General features: G+C 60.7%; 15 protein-coding genes and 1 pseudogene. 11 read left to right on the top strand and 5 right to left on the bottom strand.

Annotation, left to right across the window (positions count from 1 at the left end; translation table 11 throughout):
- The first annotated feature begins 28 nt into the window (after positions 1 to 28).
- Positions 29 to 2,032 carry an alkaline phosphatase D family protein gene (locus tag EGJ27_RS10710; RefSeq protein WP_125830731.1) on the top strand — a complete coding sequence of 668 codons (2,004 nt, stop codon included), beginning with the start codon at positions 29 to 31 and terminating at the stop codon, positions 2,030 to 2,032.
- A gap of 87 nt (positions 2,033 to 2,119) precedes the next feature.
- On the top strand, positions 2,120 to 2,839 hold the full coding sequence (gene pcsA, locus EGJ27_RS10715) for a phosphatidylcholine synthase (RefSeq protein ID WP_125830692.1): 720 nt from the start codon (positions 2,120 to 2,122) through the stop codon (positions 2,837 to 2,839).
- 51 nt (positions 2,840 to 2,890) lie between these two features.
- Here pcsA and EGJ27_RS10720 read toward each other — a convergent pair whose 3' ends face one another.
- Positions 2,891 to 4,102 carry a sugar transporter gene (locus EGJ27_RS10720; RefSeq protein WP_125830732.1) on the bottom strand — a complete coding sequence of 404 codons (1,212 nt, stop codon included), beginning with the start codon at positions 4,100 to 4,102 and terminating at the stop codon, positions 2,891 to 2,893.
- A gap of 354 nt (positions 4,103 to 4,456) precedes the next feature.
- Between EGJ27_RS10720 and EGJ27_RS10725 the strand changes: the two genes are divergently transcribed.
- Complete coding sequence (locus EGJ27_RS10725) at positions 4,457 to 4,903, top strand: universal stress protein (protein WP_125830693.1); 447 nt, start codon at positions 4,457 to 4,459, stop codon at positions 4,901 to 4,903.
- Between the two features lie 93 nt (positions 4,904 to 4,996).
- Here the strand turns inward: EGJ27_RS10725 and EGJ27_RS10730 are convergent, their stop codons facing one another.
- The gene (locus tag EGJ27_RS10730; RefSeq protein ID WP_256672751.1) at positions 4,997 to 5,338 is read right to left on the bottom strand and encodes a zinc ribbon domain-containing protein YjdM; all 342 of its coding nucleotides are present in this window, start codon (positions 5,336 to 5,338) and stop codon (positions 4,997 to 4,999) included.
- 393 nt (positions 5,339 to 5,731) lie between these two features.
- Between EGJ27_RS10730 and EGJ27_RS10735 the strand changes: the two genes are divergently transcribed.
- The 4 genes and pseudogenes from EGJ27_RS10735 to EGJ27_RS25315 all read left to right on the top strand — a co-directional run bounded on the left by EGJ27_RS10735 (position 5,732) and on the right by EGJ27_RS25315 (position 10,293).
- The gene (locus EGJ27_RS10735) at positions 5,732 to 7,753 is read left to right on the top strand and encodes an acyltransferase family protein (protein WP_125830695.1); all 2,022 of its coding nucleotides are present in this window, start codon (positions 5,732 to 5,734) and stop codon (positions 7,751 to 7,753) included.
- A 78-nt stretch (positions 7,754 to 7,831) separates the two neighbouring features.
- Positions 7,832 to 8,512: an HD domain-containing protein gene (locus EGJ27_RS10740; RefSeq protein ID WP_125830696.1), complete on the top strand. Its 681-nt coding sequence runs from the start codon at positions 7,832 to 7,834 to the stop codon at positions 8,510 to 8,512.
- Positions 8,513 to 8,619: 107 nt separating this feature from the next.
- Positions 8,620 to 9,210, top strand: a pseudogene (locus tag EGJ27_RS25310) (MCP four helix bundle domain-containing protein); the annotation flags it as partial.
- 378 nt (positions 9,211 to 9,588) lie between these two features.
- A complete protein-coding gene (locus tag EGJ27_RS25315) occupies positions 9,589 to 10,293 on the top strand; it encodes a methyl-accepting chemotaxis protein (protein ID WP_371920849.1) in 705 nt (234 codons plus the stop codon).
- A gap of 40 nt (positions 10,294 to 10,333) precedes the next feature.
- Here EGJ27_RS25315 and can read toward each other — a convergent pair whose 3' ends face one another.
- On the bottom strand, positions 10,334 to 10,972 hold the full coding sequence (gene can / locus EGJ27_RS10750) for a carbonate dehydratase (RefSeq protein ID WP_125830698.1): 639 nt from the start codon (positions 10,970 to 10,972) through the stop codon (positions 10,334 to 10,336).
- Between the two features lie 188 nt (positions 10,973 to 11,160).
- On the opposite strand from can, the gene EGJ27_RS10755 reads away from it, so the two are divergent.
- Positions 11,161 to 11,571: a serine kinase/phosphatase gene (locus EGJ27_RS10755; RefSeq protein WP_125830699.1), complete on the top strand. Its 411-nt coding sequence runs from the start codon at positions 11,161 to 11,163 to the stop codon at positions 11,569 to 11,571.
- A gap of 9 nt (positions 11,572 to 11,580) precedes the next feature.
- Here EGJ27_RS10755 and rimI read toward each other — a convergent pair whose 3' ends face one another.
- The gene (rimI, locus tag EGJ27_RS10760; RefSeq protein ID WP_125830700.1) at positions 11,581 to 12,033 is read right to left on the bottom strand and encodes a ribosomal protein S18-alanine N-acetyltransferase; all 453 of its coding nucleotides are present in this window, start codon (positions 12,031 to 12,033) and stop codon (positions 11,581 to 11,583) included.
- Positions 12,026 to 12,841, bottom strand: a complete 816-nt coding sequence (locus EGJ27_RS10765) for an energy transducer TonB (protein ID WP_125830701.1) — start codon at positions 12,839 to 12,841, stop codon at positions 12,026 to 12,028. The genes rimI and EGJ27_RS10765 overlap by 8 nt, the downstream gene beginning before the upstream one ends.
- Positions 12,842 to 13,070: 229 nt before the next feature.
- Between EGJ27_RS10765 and mksB the strand changes: the two genes are divergently transcribed.
- The 3 genes from mksB to mksF are packed head-to-tail and all read left to right on the top strand — an operon-like array spanning position 13,071 to position 17,879.
- Positions 13,071 to 14,348 (top strand): Mks condensin complex protein MksB, encoded by a 1,278-nt coding sequence (gene mksB / locus EGJ27_RS10770; RefSeq protein WP_125830702.1) that lies wholly within the window; start codon positions 13,071 to 13,073, stop codon positions 14,346 to 14,348.
- A complete protein-coding gene (mksE, locus tag EGJ27_RS10775; RefSeq protein WP_125830703.1) occupies positions 14,338 to 15,048 on the top strand; it encodes an Mks condensin complex protein MksE in 711 nt (236 codons plus the stop codon). Before mksB ends, mksE begins: the two co-directional genes overlap by 11 nt.
- Complete coding sequence (gene mksF / locus EGJ27_RS10780; RefSeq protein ID WP_125830704.1) at positions 15,045 to 17,879, top strand: Mks condensin complex protein MksF; 2,835 nt, start codon at positions 15,045 to 15,047, stop codon at positions 17,877 to 17,879. Before mksE ends, mksF begins: the two co-directional genes overlap by 4 nt.
- Positions 17,880 to 18,119: the final 240 nt, after the last annotated feature.

The following is an 18,119-nucleotide window of genomic DNA, read 5'->3' on the forward strand; positions in this document are numbered from 1 at the left end:
CTTCGCCACCCAGAGCCTCAGAGCCGTGATACCCGCCGCCACCCTTGATCAGCCTTGCACGCTTCCCGCAGTCCTCGCCGGCCCGATATTGCGCCGTCAGGAATCAGGCCGTCTGGTGCTCTGGCTGGTGGGCTCACGAAAGCTGACCCTGACCTTGCAGCTTCGGGTCGCTGGTGAGTCGGCATTCCAGGACTACGCGCTCAATGCCGATCGATGCCAGGTCATCGCCGTCGGCCAGCAGGCTTTTGTGCACCTGATCGACGTGACGCTCGACGCCGAGTTGCCCGATGACACCCAGATCGACTACGACCTGCAGATCGACGGGGAGCCCGGCGGTATAGGCGAATGGGCGCCGCACCTGCTGTATGGCAACGCCTCACAGCCCAACTTTGTGGTGCGTAGCCGCATCGACCAGTTGCTGCATGGTTCATGTCGCAAGCCTCACCACAGTTCTGCCGAAGGGCTGCTGTGCGTCGATCGCTTGCTCGCGCAACGACCGGCCCCACTGGATCGACCGGCGCTGTTGATGATGAGCGGCGACCAGATCTATGCCGACGATGTCGCCGGGCCGATGCTGCGCGCCATTCACGCGCTGATCGAACGTCTTGGTCTGTTCGGTGAAAAGCTGGAAGGCGCGGTGGTCGATGACAGCGACGAGCTGTATCGGCACCCGGCCAGCTATTACCAGCGCGCCGACCTGCTACCGGCCTTGAAAAGCAACGATACCCTGCGTGAGCGTTTCTTCGGCGGCGCCCGGAAGCCGGTCTTCACCAGCGCCACCGCCGACAATCACCTGGTGACACTGGCCGAAGTCATGGCCATGTATCTGTTGGTCTGGTCGCCCACGCCGTGGACGTTGATCGCGCCAACCGTGCCGCCGCTCGATGCCAAGGAACAGGAACGCTGGGCCGCTGAGCAGACGCGGATCGACGAGTTCCGCAACGGCCTCGGCGGCGTGGCGCGAGCCATGGCGCACTTGCCGTGCCTGATGATCTTCGACGATCACGACATCACCGACGACTGGAACCTCTCTGCCAACTGGGAAGAGACTGCTTACAACCATCCGTTTTCCAAGCGCATCCTGGGCAACGCGCTGATCGCGTATTTGCTGTGCCAGGGCTGGGGCAACAATCCCGACGTGTTTGGCGATCTGCTTCAAGAGGCGCTGGCACTGAGCGCAACGGCCGACGGTGCCCAACCATACTGGCCTGCTGCGGCCCAGGACGCGTTGATCGACCGGTTGCTCGGTTTCCAGCAATGGCATTACGTATTGCCGACCAGCCCTGCGCTGGTGGTGCTCGATACCCGGACCCGGCGCTGGCGCAGCGAATCGAATTTCAACCATCCTTCCGGCCTGCTGGACTGGGAAGCGCTCAGCGAGCTGCAACAGGAACTGCTCGATCACAAATCGGCGATCATCGTTTCGCCGGCACCGGTGTTTGGCGTCAAGTTGATCGAAGCCATTCAGAAAGTATTCAGCTGGTGCGGTTTTCCGTTGCTGGTGGACGCCGAGAACTGGATGGCCCATCGCGGCGCAGCCCAGGTGATCCTGAACATTTTTCGTCACTCGCGCACGCCGGGCAATTACGTGATCCTTTCCGGTGACGTGCATTATTCGTTCGTCTACGAAATCCAGATTCGTCAACGCAGCGGCGGCCCACGAATCTGGCAGATCACCAGCAGCGGTATCAAGAACGAGTTTCCACGGCGCCTGCTCGACACCTTCGACCGGCTCAATCGCTGGCTGTATTCACCGCGCTCGCCTCTCAACTGGTTCACCAAACGCCGCCTGATGAAAGTTATTCCGCGCACGCCGGAACACAGCAAGGCCGGTGAACGCTTGTGGAATTCAGCGGGTATCGGTCAGGTTTTCTTCAACGAAAACGGCCAGCCGGAGCTGATCAATCAACTCAACGCCAACGGCACGCCGCCCACCTGTTTCGTCGAACCTGACGAATACAAGGACGAGCGGGCCGACAACCAGCGCAGTTTCGTGGAAAATGAGCAGGAAACCAGCGATAGTCATCGCTGAACCTTATAGCCGGTTACCGGGTCGATAGTGGTTACCGGTCAGGTTTACGGCAAACCCTGACAAGCATTAGTTCCTGGAGAGCGCCCCGTGATATCCAATCAACGCATAGCCAGACTCAACGCATGGGGTGCACATGGCTTTACCGCCACCGGCGTAGTCCTTGCGTTCCTGGCAACCATTGCCCTGTTCAACAACGAACCCAAGGCCTGCCTGCTGTGGCTGGGCGCGGCCCTGATCGTCGACGGCGTGGATGGCTCGCTGGCACGCAAGGTCAACACCACCTCGGTACTGCCGCATTTCGACGGTTCGGTACTGGACCTGGTGATCGACTACCTGACCTACGTTTTCATACCGGCGCTGTTCATCTACCGCTACATTCCGGTACCGGACTACACGCTGTTGCTGAGCGTTTCGGTGATCCTGGTGTCTTCGCTGTTCTGCTTCTGCAACGTCGACATGAAAAGCAAGGACAACTACTTCCAGGGCTTTCCCGCGGCCTGGAACGTGGTGGCGCTATGTCTGTACATTCTGTCCCCGGCGCCCTGGCTGACGTTCATCACCATCATCGCCCTGGCGCTGCTGACCCTGACCCGCATGAAGTTCCTACACCCGTTCCGCGTGCGACGCTTCATGCCGATCAACATTGCCGTCACCACGGTCTGGCTGTTGAGCAGTGCGCTGCTGATCACCAACCATCCGCACAACGGTCCGGTGGTCATGGGCTTGTGGTTGACAATGTCGGCGTACTTTCTGGGGATTTGTATCTGGAGAACGTCGCTGGAATGGATCGGTCGCCTCAAGGCCTGATTCAACCGATACCGACCGGACTGCGCGTCCGGTCGGTGTCTGACCGCTCGATCAGGACTTCGCTTCCTGCTCCAGCTCTGCAACGGTGGGCGTCTTGCCGAAATGCCAGGTACTGACGCAACACAGTGCCAGCCCCGCCACCGCCAGCAAGCCCCCTACGACGCCCACATTCGCCACGCCCAGCTGGCTGCTGACCACGCTGCCGAGCAAGGCGCCGCCGCCGATCCCGATATTGAAGATGCCCGAGAACAGCGCCATGGCCACGTCGGTCGCATCCGGCGCCAGCGATAGCACTCTGGCCTGCAGCAACAGCCCGAAGCACATGACTGCCACGCCCCAGATCACGGTGATCGTGATGAGCGCCGTCTCATGACCGGACAGCGGCAACAGCAGCAGCAAGCACCACGAGATCATCAGAATGGCGCCGATCAGCATCCCATTGGGAAAGCGGCTGCTGAACAGGCTGAACAGCACCGAACCCAACACCCCTGCCCCGCCGAATACCAGCAACAGAACGGTGGTCATGTCGCCACTCAGCAACGCGACTTGCTGGGTGAACGGCTCGATATAGCTGTAGGCAGTGAAATGCGCCGTGACCACGGTCGCGGTCAGCAGGTAGACCGCCATCAGCCGCGAACGCTTGAACAGCATCGGCAGGCTTTGCAGCGACCCCGAGTTCTGGCTCGGCAGCAGCGGCAGCGCCCGCGTGAGCAATACCACGACGACCGCGGCAACCGCGGCGATGGTCAGGAAGGTGGTGCGCCAGCCCAGCGCCTCGCCGAGAAGGCGTCCAAGGGGAATGCCCAGGACCATGGCCAGCGACGTGCCGGTCGCCAGCAGGCCCAGTGCCTGCACCTGCTTGCCCGGTGGCGCGATACGCACCGCCAGCGAGGCGGTCACTGACCAGAATATGGCGTGGGCAAAGGCAATGCCCACCCGACTGATCAGCAACAGCGTGAAGCTGGTGGACATGGCCGAGACCACATGGCTGACCACGAACACGGCAAACACGCAGATCAGCAGCTTGCGGCGCTCGATATTGCGCGTGATCAGCATCATCGGCAGCGACATGAGTGACACCACCCATGCGTAGATGGTGAGCATCAGCCCCACTTGCGCAGGAGTCATGTCAAAGCTGACGCCGATGTTGCTCAACAGGCCAATCGGCACGAACTCGGTGGTATTGAAGATAAAGGCCGCCAAGGCCAAAGCGACGACGCCAAGCCAGCTACCGGCATGTGCATTCGGGGGTGTATTCATCAGGAAAGGCAGCACTCAAGAAATTCGAAACCCGGAGGTCGTTCGCCATGTGATGACACCACACATGACACCTGGACAAAAAATCGGGCATGTAGACAACCACACGGCAACGCGAAGAAACCACTCAAGGTCCGGGACCGAGTGCAGCGCGTGATGTGGATTCTTATGGGTATTGGGAATTACAGCCGGATGCCGCGAATTCTACGTCTCGCACGGTTCGACCACAACACATGGCCCGTGACGCCCATGGCAGGATGACCGCTCGTCGATTGCGTGTAACGCAATCGATAATTGCAGGCAACGGCATTTACCGGCCCCGGAGCAAATCGCACACTGACGTGTCCACAAGGAGATCGCATGTTCAAGACCCTATTGGTAGCCATCGACGGCAGTGCACAGAGCGGCAAGGTGCTGGACCTGGCAAGCGGCCTGGCGGCTTCCGCTGACCCGCCGGCGCACCTGCACCTGATTTGTGTGGTCGACCCGGCATACGCACTGACTGACTGTGAATCCTCGTTCGCCAAGACAGAGTACCCCGCTGCTGCCGGCGAACAGCGTCACGCCCAAAGCCTGATTACCACCGCACTGGAACAACTTCGTGAACGAGGCATTCAGTGTTCGGCGGACACGCTGAGGGGCGGCAATCCGGCTGAGGCGATTTGCGAAGAAGCCACGCGCCTTGGCTGCGACCTGATCGTGATCGGCCATCGGCACTTGTCATTCCTCGGGCGCCTGCTCGATCCGTCGGTAGGCAGCCGCGTGCTCGATGTCGCGCCGTGCCCGGTACTGGTCGAAGTACGCTAGAGCAGGCATCGATCGACGTAACGCAAAAAACGCGAACGCCCCGCGATTCGACAGGATCGCGAGGCGTTCAGGGCATTCCGTAACGTGATCGGATCAGACCTTTCTGACGAACTCGGACTTGAGCTTCATGGCACCGATGCCGTCGATCTTGCAGTCGATGTCGTGGTCGCCGTCCACCAGGCGGATGTTCTTGACCTTGGTGCCGACCTTGACCACCAGGGACGAGCCTTTGACTTTCAGATCCTTGATCACGGTAACGGTGTCGCCGTCCTGCAACACGTTGCCGGTAGCGTCCTTGATCACTTTCACATCGTCCGAAGCGTCGGCACCCTCGCCGGCGGCAGACCACTCATGGGCGCATTCCGGGCAGATCAGCAGGGTGCCGTCTTCATAGGTGTACTCGGAATTGCATTTCGGACAGGACGGTAAGCTCACTGGATTCTCGCATCGACGGGTAAAAACCATGGATTATAAAGGGCTTTTATCGGTTTGGGCGGTTCGCGTTTTCGCCAGTAAGGCGCTCCTCCACAAACCGCGCTGAATCTGTAGCGGCGAGCGTACTCGCGAAGGCACATTCTCGAACGGCACGCCTGCCGAGGATGCACCTGCCGGAGAGCGGCCCCGCTGGCGCTTACATGGACACCCGCAGCCACTTGCCAACTGGACAGCCCGAAAAGACTGAGCTAAACAACACAAGCGGTTCGCTTGCTTGCGGCCCGTTTCGCGGCCCATTCCCTCTTTTTTCTAATTCCTGCGTTCGACGTTGGCGGTAGCTATTGCAGCTGGCGACCAACTCCATCGGTCCACCCCACATCAGAGCAGAACTCCATGGGCATTCCTCATAACCCGGCGCTGCGCTATCGCCCGGAAATCGACGGCCTGCGTTCGGTCGCGGTCCTTCCCGTCATCCTGTATCACGCGGGTGTGGAGCTGTTTCCCGGCGGTTACGTCGGTGTCGATATCTTCTTCGTGATTTCCGGCTTCCTGATCACCTCGATCATTCTCGCCGAGATGCTGGCGGGGCGATTCTCGTTGATCAACTTCTACGAACGGCGGGCCAGGCGCATCCTGCCGGCGCTGTTCGTGGTCATGCTGGTGTGCCTGCCGTTGGCCTGGACCATGCTGGACCCGGAGGATTTCAAGTATTTCTCCAAAAGCCTGGTAGCCGTGCCCACTTTCTCGTCAAACCTGCTGTTCTGGCTGGAGAGCGGCTACTTCGATCCCAGTGCTGAACTCAAACCGTTGCTGCATACCTGGACCCTCGCCGTGGAGGAGCAGTACTACCTGTTTTTTCCGCTGATCCTGATGATGGCCTGGCGTCTGGGGTTCAGATGGCTGGTGGGGATGCTGTCGGTCATCGCCGTGCTGAGCCTGCTGATCGCGGAAGCAGGCGTGCGCAACGACTCGGCCAGCACGTTCTACCTGCTCCATGCCCGAGCGTGGGAACTGCTGGTGGGTTCGTTCATCGCCTTCTACCTCGTCAAGCGCCCGTCAGTGACACGCGACAACCCCATGCTTGATCAAGCCGCTGCCCTGCTGGGTATCGGCCTGATCGCCTACGCCGTCACCCGCTTCGACAGCAGCACCCCCTTTCCGGGCGTGCACGCCCTGGTGCCGACCCTTGGCGCGGCGCTGATCATTCTGTTCGCTCACGCAGACACCTGGGTCGGGCGAGTGCTGAGCAGCCGGCCACTGGTGCTGATCGGGATGATCAGCTACAGCGCCTACCTCTGGCACCAGCCGCTATTCGCCTTCGCCCGCCATCACAGCCTGATTCAACCGGCCTTGTCGATCATGCTGGCGTTGGCCTGCCTGTCGCTGGTCCTGGCGTGGCTCAGCTGGCGATTCATCGAACAGCCGTTGCGCAACAAAGGTACGTTCAATCGAACGCAAATCTTCAGCTTCGGCGCCACGGCATCGGCGGTGTTCATCGCCGTTGGCCTGACCGGTTACCTCAATAACGGGTTTACCGGCCGCTTCAACGTGGACCCGACGATCTACGAAGAATTTGCCGACCCGCAGGTGCGTGACCGTTGCGACCGCAACCTGCATGGCAATTACTGGAACGTCGATTTCTGCCTGTTCGGCCTGGCGCAGCCCAATGCCACGCCGGATGTGGCGGTCTTCGGCGACAGCCACTCCGAAGCCCTGCTGTCGACTTTCGATGCTGCCGCCCGGGAACAGAACGAGACCCTGGTGCACATCGGTCTGGGCGGCTGCCTGCCGTTTCTGGGCGTAGACGTTGCCCAGGGCAATTACCAGGCCGGCGTTTGCGAAGCACTGGCCAGCCGCGAATTCGAATACGTGAAGAAACACGGTATTCGCAAGGTCGTGCTGGTGGCACGCTGGACGCTCTATACCGACGGCGATTATCACGATCGGGAAATGTACCGGTATTTCCTGGTGTCGCGGGACAGCCGCGAACGCAGCCAGCAAGCGTCACGCAAGGTATTCCAGCAAGGCTTGCAAGCGACCGTGCGCGCCTACCGCGAGATCGGAGCCGAAGTGTTCATCGTGGCCCAGGTACCGCAACAGATGATCAACCCGAAAAATCTCTATTACCGCCTGGCCCGCAACGCTTCGCAAACGCCTGAGCAAAAGCTGCAACTGGTGGGAAACCTGTCGGTGACCCTCGACCGGCATCAGGAACTGCAACGCTTCACCCGCCAGACATTCGAGCACGAACGCCGGCACCAGGACTTCCATCTGGTGGCCATGGACGACGTGTTCTGCCGCACGGCGCAGTGCCTGATCGGCGACACGAGTTCCTGGTACAAGGATTTCAACCATGTGAACGAACATGGCGCGAAACTGCTCGCCGGGCACATCAGCGAAATAATTGCGCGTTAGCCTCGCAGCCTCCAGACCTTGGCGCCAGTGTCGCGGTCTACACTGTCTCGCCACGCCAGCCGCATCAGGAAAACGCCGATGACCGCAGCCAGTTTCGCTCCGTTCCAGGATTTCGCCGCTCGCCTGATTCCCCACACCCAGGCAGAGAACGTCGATGGCTCCCACGACGTCTCTCACCTGTTGCGGGTGTGGAGCAATGTCTGCGCCATTCGTGACCAGGAAGGCGGTGACGTGGAGATTCTGCTGGCCGCGACGCTGCTGCACGACTGTGTGGCGGTGGAGAAAAATTCGCCGTTTCGCTCGAGTGCGTCGCGCCTGGCCGCCGCCAAGGCGACCGAACTGCTCACCGAAATGGGCTGGCAAGAAGAGCGTATTGCCTCGGTCGCGCATGCCGTCGAAGCCCACAGTTTTTCCGCCGGCGTGACGCCGACCTCGGTTGAAGCGAAGATCCTGCAAGACGCTGACCGACTGGACGCGTTGGGCATGGTAGGGGTCGCGCGGGTTTTTTACGTGTCGGGGCGCATGGGCAGCGCGTTGTATGATCCACTTGACCCGCAGGCCAGCCATCGCAGCTACGACGACCAACGATTCGCCATCGACCACTTCCACACCAAACTGCTGCATCTGGCCGAAGGCTTCCAGACGTCGGCCGGCGCGCGCTTCGCTCAGGTACGCCATGAGCGCTTGAAAAGATTCCTCGATGAACTGATGGAAGAGATTGGCGCACCGGTTCATGAGGCACAACCTTCCAGCGTGTGACGCATTTGTCTGGCGCCAACATTCCGTTTTCTTGGCGATGTCATAAAGACATCACACGACTGCCTTATAAACACTTCTCCGAAGCTCCGTTTATAGGGTCACGTGCTGTGAAAAAAATCCTGCCTCGCTTGTTGCGCCAGCGCTCTGGAACGTCGGTATTGCGCCGCTTCCGGATTACCCAACGGCTGGTGCTGTGCTTCGGTATTACCTCGTTGCTGATGGTTGCGCTGGGGGTTTTCAGCCTGTTGCAGATGCAGCACATCCGTAACCAGAGCGAAGTGGTGGAAAGCGGCGCGATGCCCAGCATTGCCATGGCCGACGCCATCGCCATTGGCCTTGTAAAACTGCGCGCCGAAACCGCACGGCTGATCGCCAACGCCGACGACCCAGGCGCAGTGATCACCAGCAAGATCAACGTCGAGCAGCTCAGAAACGAAGTGGAAAAAGGCTTCGTCGATTACCTGGCGCGAATCAAGGACGGCACCGAACGCGACTCGATCATGGCCTTGCAGGACGCCTACAAGGCGTTCATGCCGGGCCTGCAGGACGAGATCGCACTGATCGAACAGCGCAAATTGGATGAAGCACGCGTACTGGCCAACACCATGCTGTCCATGCAGGGCGACCTGATGGACATGCAGGTTCAGCTGTTGCGCGAACTCAACACCCAACGCGCCGCCGCAGCCGTAGACACGGCCACCGCCAGCTACGCCCGGGCGCGGATCATCGCCCTCAGTGCCATTGGCCTGGCGCTGGCGCTGACATTGCTGCTCGCCTGGCGGCTGAGTGTGAGCATCATTCATCCGGTGCGTTACGCCCTGCATATCGCCAGTACGATCGCCGACGGCGACCTCTCCAGACACGAGATCCCGGAAGGCAAGGACGAAACGGCGCAGTTGCTGATCATGCTGGGCCGCATGCGCACCAACCTGCACGGCACCATCGATCAGATCTATGCCGCCGCCAGCCAGCTTTCCCAGTCGGTACAGGAAATGGGTTCCATTGCCGAAGCCAGCGCCCATAACCTGCAACTGCAGAACAACGAAATCGAACAAGCGGCCGTTGCGGTCAACCAGATGAGTCAGGCGGCAGTGGAAGTGGCCGGCAACGCCAGCAACACGGTTACCGAATCGCAGGCGTCGACGCAGGCGGCCGCGCAGGGTCAGGTGCGTCTGTCGGCGACCATCAGCTCCATCCAGGAACTGACCGACAACGTGCTGGACTCTTCGCACCAGGCCGCAGGTCTGGCCGAACGCACCCAGAGCATCAGCAGCATTCTGGATGTGATCCGCGCCATCGCCAATCAGACCAACCTGCTGGCGCTCAACGCGGCCATCGAGGCGGCACGCGCCGGGGAAGCGGGCCGTGGGTTCGCGGTAGTTGCCGACGAAGTGCGCTCATTGGCGCAGCGCACCAGCGCCTCCACTACCGAGATCGAGAACCTGATCAACGGCGTACAGCAAAGCACCCAGGAAACCGCCGATTCCCTGCGCCACACCGCTACCAAAGCCAGCCAGACACTGGAACAGGCGGCGGCCACCGGCGAAGCGCTGACGGTCATCATCAGTTCGACCAACACCATCAACGATCGCAACCTGATGATCGCCAGCGCCGCCGAACAACAGGCCCAGGTGGCAGGGGAAGTGGACCGCAACCTGAGCAGCATCCGTGACCTGTCTACCCAGACCGCCACGGGCGCGCAACAGACGACCGTGGCGAGCAACGCGCTGTCGATGCTGGCCACTGACCTCAACAGCATGGTGCAACGCTTCGTGTTGTAAGCCTGTATATAGGAGCCCGCGGGCGGCGATCCGCTGTTTATCAGCCCTGCGGACGCAAACGGTATTGCGGCGGCAGCTGATCCAGACCGCTGATGGTCACGTCCAGGCTCTTCCAGCGACCATCCTTGATGCCGTAGATGCAGCCATGCACCGACAGCGGCTGCCCGCGATGCCAGGCGTTCTGCACGATGCTGGTATGGCCGACGTTCGCCACCTGCTGGATCACGTTCAATTCGCACAGACGGTCGACGCGCTCTTCTTCGGTCGGCAGCTTGGCCAACAGCTCGCGGTTCTCGTAATACAGATCACGGATCGAGCGCAGCCAGCCGTCGATCAGGCCCAGCTGGCGGTCCTGCATGGACGCGCGCACACCGCCGCAGCCGTAGTGGCCGGTCACCAGAATATGTTTGACCTTCAGCACATCGACCGCGTACTGGATCACCGACAGGCAGTTGAGGTCGGTGTGAAGCACGACGTTGGCCACGTTGCGGTGTACGAACAGATCGCCCGGCAGCATGCCGACGATCTCGTTGGCGGGTACGCGCGCGTCCGAGCAGCCGATCCAGAGGTATTCGGGGGTTTGCTGGCGGGCCAGCTTGGCGAAGAACTCAGGGTCTTCCTTTTTGATCGCATCGGCCCAGCGCTCGTTGTTATCAATCAGGTCTTTTAGATCGTTCATGCTATGACGCCTCGGTAATGATGCTCAGGCTTGGACTCGCGTCCGCGGCACCAAGTCACGCTATTGCGCCACGCCCGCATGTCATCGCGCACCCGCTGTCCGCCGGATGACGAAAAAAGGAATCTTCAAAGTTACGGCAGGTCCACCTTACAGGTACCCAACAGGCCCCAATAAGTGAGGATTTTGCCATGAACGATTCACGCCGCCCGTTCGGTGCGCCGCAACCGGAGCCCATCGACGATAACGAGGACCGCATGGGTTCGATGGAAGAGCTGCACTTCGGGGAAGAAGACACAGCCCGCATCGGCGACGAGATACCTGAAGATGAACTGGAGCATCTGCTGCCCGAATCGCGGGAAGCCGAGGCAGGCCTGACCGGCGCGTCGACGCAGGACCATCATTCAACCGATGACGATCTGTCGCCCGAAACCCTGATTCATGAAGACGGCGCGCGCTCGCCCAACGAAAAAGGCGAGGATGAGCCGGCCGACCTGGATGTAACCGTGGTCGATGAAGACGACATCGGCGGTGGCAACGGTCTGGATGAAGAAGAACTGGCGATCGTCGACCCGCTCGACGGCAGACCCGACCGACCTTGATCGGGGCAACTATTCGAGCAGCGTGCAGGCCATGACCACCGCGTCTTCGCGGCCGCCTACTGCCGGATAGTAATCGCGACGCCGGCCGATTTCGTTGAAACCGTAGTTCTCGTACAGGCGATACGCCGGCCGGTTGCTGTCGCGCAATTCCAGGAAGCATTCCCGGGCGTTGAGCTGATAGGCGCGCTTCATCAGGTGGTCGAGCAAACGAAGGCCAAGGCCACGGCCCTGGCTTTCCGGCTTGACGGTGATATTGAGCAAATGCGCTTCGTCGATGATCACCTGAATCACGCCGTGGCCCACCTGCTGCGCGCCCTCAAACATGAGCCAGATTTCGTAGGACTTGAGACCATCAAGAAAAATGCCTCGCGTCCAGGGATGACTGAAAGCGGCGTATTCGATTTTCAGTACCGCATCCAGATCCGCTTCCGTCATGGGGCGGAAGGTAATTGCATCATTCATCGTTCGATTTCCAGCGCGCCATCAGCCGACGCATGGCTTGCCAGACACTTGCCTTGCGCTCAGGCTCGTCCATCAGCAATTCGAGACTGGGCAACGCCCAGGCCGTTCCCAGGCCATCGACCTGGACTTCAAGATCGTAAGACTCGGCATTGACGTCTGCGGCAAAGCGCATTGACGGCAAGCCAATCAGCCAAAGACAAGCGCAGGGTTCTTCTTCGAACCGCGCCGCGACGAAACCTTGCACGAAATCCCGCGCCGCCTCCGGCCCTTGATCCATGTTGCCACGCACCAGCAACGGCCAGCGCACCGGCTCGCCGATGATCTGCGGGCTGTCCGGAAGGCCGGCGGCGCGCAGCATATCCTTGAGCAGCAAGTAGGACGGATCGCGACTCTGGAACGGCTGCCCGGTGGATAACTCCACCAGCAACAGACAACGTCCGGCGCGCAACAATTGCAAGGCAAAGCGCGGCGGCGGCGCTACCGGCGTCTTGACCGGTGCCGGTTCATCGCTCTCCACCACTGGCGCGGCGGCTGCCTTGGGGCTGGATGACGGGCGCGGAACTTCGATCTTCGGCCGCTCGACCTGACGGGTGACAGGCGCTGCGCGCGTCTGGACCGGATTGCCCGCTGCCGCTGCGCCCGGCTCGGCTTGCGACGGCGCAGCCGCCGGCAAGCCTTGGGCCGCAGGCGGCAACGCTTCCAGCAGCTGCGGACGTGACGGCGCGGCGAACGGCAGTTCGGTGCGCGGCAACCAGCTGACCACCTGCATGGACGTCAGATAGGCGCGGCGACGAGACTCGTTGAGCAAGGGTCGACCACCTGGGGATAAGTTAAGCGCGCAATTCTAGGCGCTCTGCCCGCAATCGTCGAGCAACGATCCGGCCTGTGGTCAGGCGGTTCGGCGGCCTATAGGCCGTTCACCATGCAGCGCCGGAGCCGGTTGCGGCTTTCGGACAGGGATGACGCCGGCAGGTGAAACCTAACCGGGATGATGCAGTACAATTGCCGACTTTCACTTGCCAACAGTCGGCCTTCCAATGATCGAACCCAAGCGCGTCCTGCGCGCCCTTGCCGAGCACTGGGCGTTACTCGAGCCTTTGTGCGAACACTTCGACCAGGGCACCCTGAGCCTGAGCGAGCTGCGTCAGCAGCTGGCCGTTCAGCAACAGGAGAGCACCCCGCAAGAAATCACCAATCTGCTGGACGTCTGGATTCGTCTGGACATTCTGGTCCCCGTCGCCAAGAGCCCTAACCGTTTCGAGCTGAACGCGCAGATTCACGACTTCCTGTCTTACCTGCGCCGCGAGCATCGTCTCGGCCTGTGCCTGGAAATCGAAGCCTACCTGCGCCACCTGGAACGGCTGGCCGGCTACATTCAGGACGCCTTCGATATCCGGGACGCCAACGACCTGGCTCGCCAGTTGCGACTGCTGGACATGCGCGTGCGCGACGTCCTGAAAAAGCTCGCCAATGACGAACAGGCGCTGGTGGCCGTGGCCGATCGGGCCAAGACCAGCGACCGACAGATTCCCTTGCGTCAACGCTATGCCGAGGTCCTGGCCACATGGGACGAATACGTCGAGCCGATGATTCAGCTGGTGAACGCCGATGGCGCCTTTGAACAGGGCGTGCGCAAGGTCGAGAACGTGCTGCTGCGCCTGCTGACCGAACAGCAACGGCTCGGGCATCTGGTCGATGACGACATGTTGCTGCGCACCCACGCGCGCATCCTGGAGATGCAGACCAGCGCCCAGCTCACCTTGCGCCATGCACGGGAACTGCTGCTGCCGCTGCGCGAAGAAGCCCGTCGCCACAACGCAGTGACGCGCGGTGCGGCACTGGCGTTGTCGGCCATCCGCCGCAAAGGTCTGGATGCCGTGCCGCAAGCGGCGATGCCGATGTTCACCCGTCCGCAAAGCACCTTTCTGGGCAGCGCAAGCCAGGTCGAAGCGTATGTATACGCCTTGGCGCGCTTCGAACCCAAGCCGGCAAAATTCCCCAAGGCCAGTGCCACTCGCAAAGGCGAAGCGCCACGCGCGCCGCGCACTGTCAAGGAAATGCTCGAACGTTGCGAGCAGGCGCTGCCACTGCCGGACCTGATGGTCTGGCTGCTGGAGCAGGAACCGCACGGCGAAACCGAAGAATTACTGTATTGGTTCTCGCGTCTGTCGCGGGACAAGCGCTTTGCCCGCCAACGCCTGGAGCGTTGCGAATACTTCACCCGGGAGCACCGCGTCAGCCTGCGCTCCTTTGCCCTGCTCGCCCATCAGGCTGAGCAGCCAGAGAATTCCGAGAGCACTGTTCATGCATCTTGATCTATCTGAAATGTCCCAGCTGGCGCCGATCTTTCGGGAGCTGTTCAAGGGCTACCACGTCAGCCGCCGCGACCCGGAACTGTACGCTCAGCTTTCCAACTTCCAGGATCAGTACCGCACGCTGTTCAAGGCGCTGGGTTTCGAGCTGGTATGCGACACCCGCGGTTTCTATTACTTCGTTCCGGAACTGGCCGCCGCGCAGGTCAACAAGACCGCGCAACGACTGGCGCTGTTCACTTTCATTCTGGTCGAGCATCTGGCTGACCAGGGTCGCGACCCGATTGCCGTGCTGGACGGCGGCAGCCTGGGCCGTGATGAACTGCCCTCGATGCTGGAAAAGTACCGCGACTTGTTTCTACAGGCCGAAGTCCAGACTCAGGACGAACTCGAAGAGAAAATCATGCGCCGCATGACCCAACTCGGTTTTGCCGGTGAGGAAATGGGCGTGTACCGCTTCCTGCCGCCGATGCATCGTTTCCTCGACGTATGCCTCTCGGTCCAGCAGGACCGCGATCTGGCCGCCAGCCTGCACAGCGCGTTGCCGCTGCCTACGCCGGTGCTCATCGATGACGACAGTGATGAAAAGCTGCTGGAGACCGACGACCCGCTGGATCTCGATGAATTCGGCGAAGAAACGCTGGAAACCGAGGAACAGGCGCTGGTACGGGCCATTGCGGATGAACAGGAGATGGACGCATGAGCCAGGAACGCTATGGCATTCGCCGTTTTGCACTGCTCAACACTGCCGGTTACAGCCTCGGGCTGTTCCCGCTGGAAAACCCGCTGTCGGTCTACGGCGCGAACAACCTGGGCAAGAGTGCGTCGATCAACGCACTGCAATTCCCGATTCTGGCCCGCATGTCGGACATGAGCTTTGGCAAGTACAGCCTGGAGCAATCCCGCCGCTTCTACTTCGCCTCCGACACCAGCTACATTCTGGTGGAAGTTTCCTTGCCCCACGGTCCGCACGTCATCGGCGTAGTCGGTCGCGGTCCTGGCGGGGGCTTCGGTCACCAGTTCTTCGCCTATGCCGGCGAGCTGGACCTGGGTCATTATCAAAAAGACGATACCTGCCTGCGCCAGAAAGAGCTGTTCAGCAATCTGGAAAGCCAAGGCCTGAAAGCCTACGAGCTCAAGCCCGATGAACTGCGGCGCCTGCTGGTTGGCGGTCACACCTCGATCCCGCTGGATCTGACCCTGATCCCGCTGCGCTCCACCAGCGAACAGAGCCTCAAGACCTTCCGCGCGCTGTTCATCAACCTGCTGCACATGCGCGAGATCACCGCCGCCAAGCTCAAGCAACTGTTCCTCGATGCGTTCGAGCATAGCCTGCGTTCCGGCAGCGTCGACTACATCGCCGCCTGTGAAGAGGCATTCCGTGACGTGCGGCGCATGGAGCAGGATTACAACTCGCTGGTGTTGGCCGGACCACTGGTCGAAGCACTGGCAGCAGGCGTGAAGCAACGCGACATCCTGCGCGGCAAACTGCATCGTCTGTCGCCGATTCTCGATTCCCTGCTTGGCAGCTGGTCCGATTACTCCGGCGCGCGCAAGGAAGAGCTGGTGATCCAGGCCGAGCATTATCGCGCTCAGCAGGACGTCATGCAGAACGACCAGCGCAACAGCACTCAGGAACTGATGCGCCTGGAGCGTGAGATCAGCAGTATCCAGCGCTGGCTGGGTGAGCTTTCGGTATTGAAGAACCGTTTTGCGCTGGTGGATGACGCCAAGGTCCTGGAGCAACAGCTGCTCGCGGCCAAGGACGCGCACGACGAACTGGCCGGTGCGCTGGCCCAGTCCCGTCAATTCAGCGCCGAGGATCTGGATGAACGTCTGCGGGATCTGGAAAAGCGCCTGAAGTCCGTCAAGCAACAGCTCGATCATGCCGACAACAACAGCTACGCGCGTCTGCGCGAAGAGTTTTCGCAACCGGATGTCGAACGCCTGATGCGCTTGTTCAACAGCGCACTGTTCAGCCTGCCGCTAGGCGAACAAGGCATTGCCCTGGACGAAGGAGATGCTTGGGTCAAATCCCTGGAAACCATTCTGGATGGCTTCAAGGGCGAGCAGTTTCAAGTGCCGGGCCTGTCGATCAACCTGTCGAGCATCGAGCCGCCGGCGCTTCAAGCACTGGCTGACCGTGCCGCCTTGCGAGATCAGAAAGAACGCCTGGAAAAAGAACTCAAGCAACTCAAAACCCAGCAGGCGGTGGCCGCCGACCGAGTCGCCGGCAAGAGCCAGACCGAAGCCTTGTACCAGCGGGTACTGGATGCCCAGAAAGCCCTGGAAGACTTCCGTCGCACCCAGACCCTGAGCGCCGAAGAACCCGGCAAGCTCGAAGAACTCGCGCAGATGGAAGCGGCGCAGGATGAACTCAAGCGCTCCAGCGATGCTTTCACCGAACGCGTCCAGCAGCTGTCAGCCAAGCTTCAATTGGTGGCGCGTCAGATCGGCGATCTGGAATCCAAACAACGCACGCTGGATGATGCTTTGCGGCGTCGTCAGCTATTGCCTGCTGACATGCCATTCGGCACGCCGTTCATGGACCCGATCGATGACTCCATGGAAAACCTGCTGCCACTGCTCAATGACTATCAGGACAGCTGGCAGGCACTGCTGCGCAGCGATGGGCAGATCGAAGCGCTGTACGCACAGGTGCGCCTCAAGGGCGTGGCCAAGTTTGACAACGAAGATGATGTCGAGCGCCGTTTGCAGCTGTTGATCAATGCCTACGCGCACCGCACTGATGAAGCTCTGACGCTTGGCAAGGCACGTCGCGCCGCTGTGACCGACATCGCCCGAACCCTGCGCAACATTCGCAGCGACTACGACAGCCTTGAGCATCAGTTGGCCTTGTTCAACCGTGAGATCAACAAACGTCAGGTCTCCAACCTGGCCAGCTTCCGTATCGTGCTCGCTCCCAACAAGGAAGCGCTCAAGCATATCGACCAGATTATCCACAGCGCCGGTCAGTACGAAGAAGGCGAGACGCTGTCGGTGTTCGACCTGAGCCAGAGTGCAGAGCAGGACAACAAGAACGAAGAGGCCAAGGAATACCTGGCGCGCCTGGTCGCTGCCAATCATAACCAGTTGGGCCTGAAGGACTTGTTCGAGCTGGCGTTCGAGATCACCAAGGTCAACGGCCAGCCGGTTATCCACACCGACATCGACGGTGCCGCTTCCAATGGCACGACCATGACGATCAAGGCGCTGACCAACATGTATCTGTTGCTGCACTTGATGGATCGTGACCAGGCCGGTCGGGTGCGACTGCCCTACTACCTTGATGAAGCGGCGGATATCGACGAGAAGAACCAGTCGGCCTTGCTGGAAACCAGCCTGCAACTGGGCTTCGTCCCCATTCTGGCGAGCGTCAAGCCGCAGGTGTCGGCACATGTGGCGATCGACCTGGAAGGCGGCAGCGGGCCTAACGGTATCTACATCGACGAGGCGGACTGGAAGTACATCCGTCGTCGTGACGAGGCGCTGCCACAAGCGGTCGCCGCACTCGAAGACGCGATAGCAGAATAAGCTGAATTGAGGTAACTGAAGGCCGCATGCGAATGCGGCCTTTTTTGTAGCTGGAGTTTGTCGGCGGATGTTCCTGATCAGCATGCTGCTGTAGGAGCGAGCTTGCTCGCGAAGGCGTCATTCCGGGCGATGTCTATGCTGCGTCTGTGCTGGCCTCTTCGCGGCTGAAGCCGCTCCTACAGGGATTGCCTGTTTCCGGGTCCGGAAAAGACAAAACCCCTGACTGCATGCGCAATCAGG

The sequence above is a fragment of the Pseudomonas sp. v388 genome (genome assembly GCF_003935425.1).
GTDB lineage: Bacteria > Pseudomonadota > Gammaproteobacteria > Pseudomonadales > Pseudomonadaceae > Aquipseudomonas.

Coding starts and splice junctions, on each gene's coding strand:
- EGJ27_RS10725 (WP_125830693.1), top strand. CDS start 4,457: ATGTTCAAGACCCTATTGGTAGCCATCGACGGCAGTGCACAGAGCGGC.
- EGJ27_RS10735 (WP_125830695.1), top strand. CDS start 5,732: ATGGGCATTCCTCATAACCCGGCGCTGCGCTATCGCCCGGAAATCGAC.
- EGJ27_RS10740 (WP_125830696.1), top strand. CDS start 7,832: ATGACCGCAGCCAGTTTCGCTCCGTTCCAGGATTTCGCCGCTCGCCTG.
- EGJ27_RS25315 (WP_371920849.1), top strand. CDS start 9,589: ATGAGTCAGGCGGCAGTGGAAGTGGCCGGCAACGCCAGCAACACGGTT.
- can (WP_125830698.1), bottom strand. CDS start 10,972: ATGAACGATCTAAAAGACCTGATTGATAACAACGAGCGCTGGGCCGAT.
- EGJ27_RS10755 (WP_125830699.1), top strand. CDS start 11,161: ATGAACGATTCACGCCGCCCGTTCGGTGCGCCGCAACCGGAGCCCATC.
- rimI (WP_125830700.1), bottom strand. CDS start 12,033: ATGAATGATGCAATTACCTTCCGCCCCATGACGGAAGCGGATCTGGAT.
- mksB (WP_125830702.1), top strand. CDS start 13,071: ATGATCGAACCCAAGCGCGTCCTGCGCGCCCTTGCCGAGCACTGGGCG.
- mksE (WP_125830703.1), top strand. CDS start 14,338: ATGCATCTTGATCTATCTGAAATGTCCCAGCTGGCGCCGATCTTTCGG.
- mksF (WP_125830704.1), top strand. CDS start 15,045: ATGAGCCAGGAACGCTATGGCATTCGCCGTTTTGCACTGCTCAACACT.